Consider the following 3690-nt stretch of genomic DNA (forward strand, 5'->3'; position numbering starts at 1 on the left):
ATGGGGAGGCCGCCCCGACCGCGTAGTGCACGTTACTCGCCGTGTGCGGCGCCCTTCTCAGCCGACTTGGCCGCCTTCCACTCGGCCTTTCTTTCAGCCTTGGCTGACTTCCAGTCCGCCTTGCCTTGAGCCTTGACGGCCTTCCAGTCCGGGCTTCCGCCAGCCTTCGCGGACTTCCATTCCGCATCGGCCACGGCCTTTGCCGACTTCCACTCGGCGTCGGCTCCGGCCTTGACGGCCTTCCACTGGTGCGCCGGCTCCTCAACCGGAGCCGGGGCGGGTTCTTCCTCAACCGGTTCCTCGATGGGAGCCGGAGCAGGCTCATCCTCCACCGGAGCCGGCTCCTCAATGACCGGTATTTCCTCTACCGGGTAATGCCCGGGGACAGGCTCGACGGGCTCTTCGCCCTCGCCTTCACCCGGGGCTTCGGCCTCGTCTTCCATCGGGGCAGCTGGCCCCTCAGCCGGGGCTTCCTCGGCGGCACCGTCCTCGACGATCGGTTCAGCTTCCTGGACCGGGGCGGGCGCAATGCTGGCGTCCTCGGCCGTGATCGCCACAACCGAATCTTGCGCTTCGTCAGCTGAAGCGACTCCGGCTCCTCCGGCAGCCACCACGCCTGTGACGAAGACTCCTGCGGCCAACTGGCGGGCCCGGGTTTTCACAAACGACGACATGTGTTGCTCCATTCGTTGGGGATGTTTGCAACTTAACCGTTACATCCCGCGCAGAACAGGTCGCAACCGGAAACAGAGATTTCCGACGAATTTGGATCCGTACGGCCAGGAGGGCTTTACAGGCCGGTCATCCGCCATCACACTTCCACCGTCAGATGTGCAAGTTTTTGACTGATACCCCGCCCGGGTATATGTTGCCGGTACCGAAAATCCGCGTCCGGCTACTGTGGTCCCCGCGCCCTGAAGGTCCACACCAAGCCCCGGCACGAGCCCTCACCACAAGGGCTCCCTTGGCCATTGCCATCCGGAAGCCCGCCATGACCTGGCTGGCCCGGCCTGACCGACTGGTCTGAAGGGACAAACTGCCATGCACCAAGACCCGGTCCATCCCGACCACCACAATGACAACAACCACCCCGCCGCCGGCGGACACAGGCGCCACGCACCGGTGGCAGAAGCTGATCACGCGAAGCACAGCACCCATGGCCAGGCAATGCCGGCTGGACCCGCGCATTCCGCGGTGGACGATGAACATGTGGTCCACCAGCACGGAGAACATGCGGGCCACAGCACCGCCATGTTCAAGAACAAGTTCTGGCTGAGCCTGGCACTGGCCATTCCGGTGGTTTATTTCAGCCCCATGTTCTCCCATCTGCTTGGCTACAGCACTCCGCAATTCCCGGGCTCGTCATGGATCCCACCTGTCCTGGGCTCGGTGATTTTTTTCTACGGAGGCGCTCCCTTCCTCAAGGGAGGCTGGACCGAGCTGCGCAGCCGGCAACCAGGCATGATGCTACTGATCGCGATGGCCATCTCCGTGGCGATCATCGCGTCGTGGATCACCACCTTGGGCATCGGCAATTTCAACCTCGATTTCTGGTGGGAACTGGCCTTGCTGGTGGTCATCATGCTGCTGGGCCACTGGATCGAGATGCGTGCCCTGGGTTCGGCGCGCGGTGCCTTGGACGCTTTGGCCGAACTGCTGCCCGACGAAGCCGAGCGCGTCACCGCCAGCGGCACGGAAACTGTGGGCATCCCGGATCTGGCCGCCGGCGATGTCGTCCTGGTCCGCTCCGGCTCCCGGCTTCCGGCCGACGGCGAAATCACCGAAGGACAGGCAGAAGTGGACGAGTCGATGATTACCGGCGAATCCAAGACCGTGCCGCGACGCCCCGGGGACCAGGTGGTGGCCGGGACGGTGGCCACAGACAGCGCGCTGCGTGTCAGGGTCACAGCCGTCGGCGCGGACACCGCCCTCGCCGGGATCCAGCGCCTGGTGGCCGAAGCCCAGGCTTCCTCCTCCCGGGCACAGGCCCTGGCGGACAAGGCCGCGGCCTTCCTGTTCTACTTTGCCCTCGGGGCAGGCATCATCACGTTCATTGCCTGGCTGCTGCTGGGAAGCCCCGGGGACGCAGTAATCCGCACCGTGACTGTCTTGGTGATCGCCTGTCCGCACGCGCTGGGCTTGGCCATTCCGCTCGTGATCGCCATCTCAACCGAACAAGCTGCCCGCGCCGGGGTGCTGATCAAGAACCGAATGGCCTTGGAGCGTATGCGCACCATCGACGTGGTCCTGTTCGATAAGACCGGGACCCTGACCAAGGGCCAGCCTGCCCTCACCGCCGTCGCCTCAACTGCTGACGGGAACGACGACGACGTCCTCGCCCTCGCCGCCGCGGTGGAGGCGGACAGCGAGCACCCCTCGGCTCGGGCGATCGTCAAGGCCGCCCGCGATCGGAGCCTTCCTGTCCCGGCAGCCAGCGGATTCCGGTCATTGACGGGCCGGGGAGTAACGGCCAGCGTAGACGGATCCGTCGCCGCGGTCGGCGGGCCAAACCTTATCAGCTCGGAAAACCTGCGGGTGCCGCCGGAACTGAATGAGCAAACCAGCGTCTGGGTGGAGCGGGGCGCCTCGGTGCTGCACGTGATCCGCGCCCACGAGGTCATCGGCGCCGTCAGCCTGGAAGACGAGGTCCGCGATGAATCACGGCAGGCCGTGGGCGCCCTGCAGAACCGCGGCATCAGGGTCGCCATGATCACCGGCGATGCGCAGCAGGTCGCCAATGCGGTCGCCCGGGAACTGGGCATTGACAAGGTCTTCGCGCAGGTTTTGCCCCAAGACAAGGACAAGAAGGTCGCGGAACTGCAGTCCCGCGGCCAGAAGGTCGCCATGGTCGGCGACGGCGTGAACGACTCTCCTGCCCTGGCCAGGGCGGAAGTCGGGATTGCCATCGGTGCCGGCACGGACGTGGCGATGGAGTCGGCAGGAGTGGTGCTGGCCGGCAGCGACCCGCGCGCCGTCCTGTCGATGGTCGACTTGTCCCGCGCCAGCTACCGGAAGATGATCCAAAACCTTATCTGGGCCACCGGGTACAACGTGGTCGCCGTCCCAGTGGCGGCCGGCGTGCTCGCCTTTGCAGGGGTGACGATTTCCCCGGCGGTGGCGGCGATCCTGATGTCCGTTTCCACGATTGTGGTAGCGCTCAACGCCCAGCTGCTGCGGCGCATTGCACTCGACCCGGCGTCCGTCCAGTAACGCGGTTGCCTCCGGAAGGGCAGTTTTCGCTCTCTGGCCGGTCCCGGAGATGCGGACAAAGAAAAAGCCCCGGAAAACCGGGGCTGATTCGTGGAGATGGGGGGAATTGAACCCCCGTCCGATGTTGTGTTGCCAGGACTTCTCCGGGCGCAGTTTGCTGTGGGTTTTCTTGGCCCCAACCATCCCGCAAACAGGTGGCTGACCCGGGCCCAGCCGTCTAAATGTCCCGGATACCCCAACGGCGAAGGTATCCAGCAGTGGCTCTCTTAATGACGCCAGCATCCGGGGCGAGAGCATCCCCGGGCTGACGGACTTGCAATGCTACTTAGGCAGCGAGAGCGAAGTCAGTGCGCTTAGATTCGGCACTTATTGGTTTGCAGAGGGCGTTTCCGAGATAACTCTGCATCCTCGGCCCGCTTCCCCTGGCGCGACTAACATCGTCGAAACCTGTCATCCCCGTATGTAGTTATCAAAATAACC

General features: G+C 64.6%; 2 protein-coding genes and 1 other RNA gene. 1 reads left to right on the forward strand and 2 read right to left on the reverse strand.

Annotated features, from left to right (window positions below):
- Positions 1–32: 32 nt before the first annotated feature.
- Positions 33–674: a hypothetical protein gene (locus AC5RWT_RS35605; RefSeq protein ID WP_494084337.1), complete on the reverse strand. Its 642-nt coding sequence runs from the start codon at positions 672–674 to the stop codon at positions 33–35.
- Between the two features lie 367 nt (positions 675–1041).
- Here AC5RWT_RS35605 and AC5RWT_RS35610 point away from each other — a divergent pair, with 367 nt between their 5' ends.
- A complete protein-coding gene (locus tag AC5RWT_RS35610; protein ID WP_494084338.1) occupies positions 1042–3210 on the forward strand; it encodes a copper-translocating P-type ATPase in 2169 nt (722 codons plus the stop codon).
- A gap of 88 nt (positions 3211–3298) precedes the next feature.
- Here the strand turns inward: AC5RWT_RS35610 and ssrA are convergent.
- Positions 3299–3668: a transfer-messenger RNA gene (gene ssrA / locus AC5RWT_RS35615) on the reverse strand.
- Positions 3669–3690: the final 22 nt, after the last annotated feature.

This window comes from Arthrobacter sp. Dra40, from assembly GCF_059091905.1.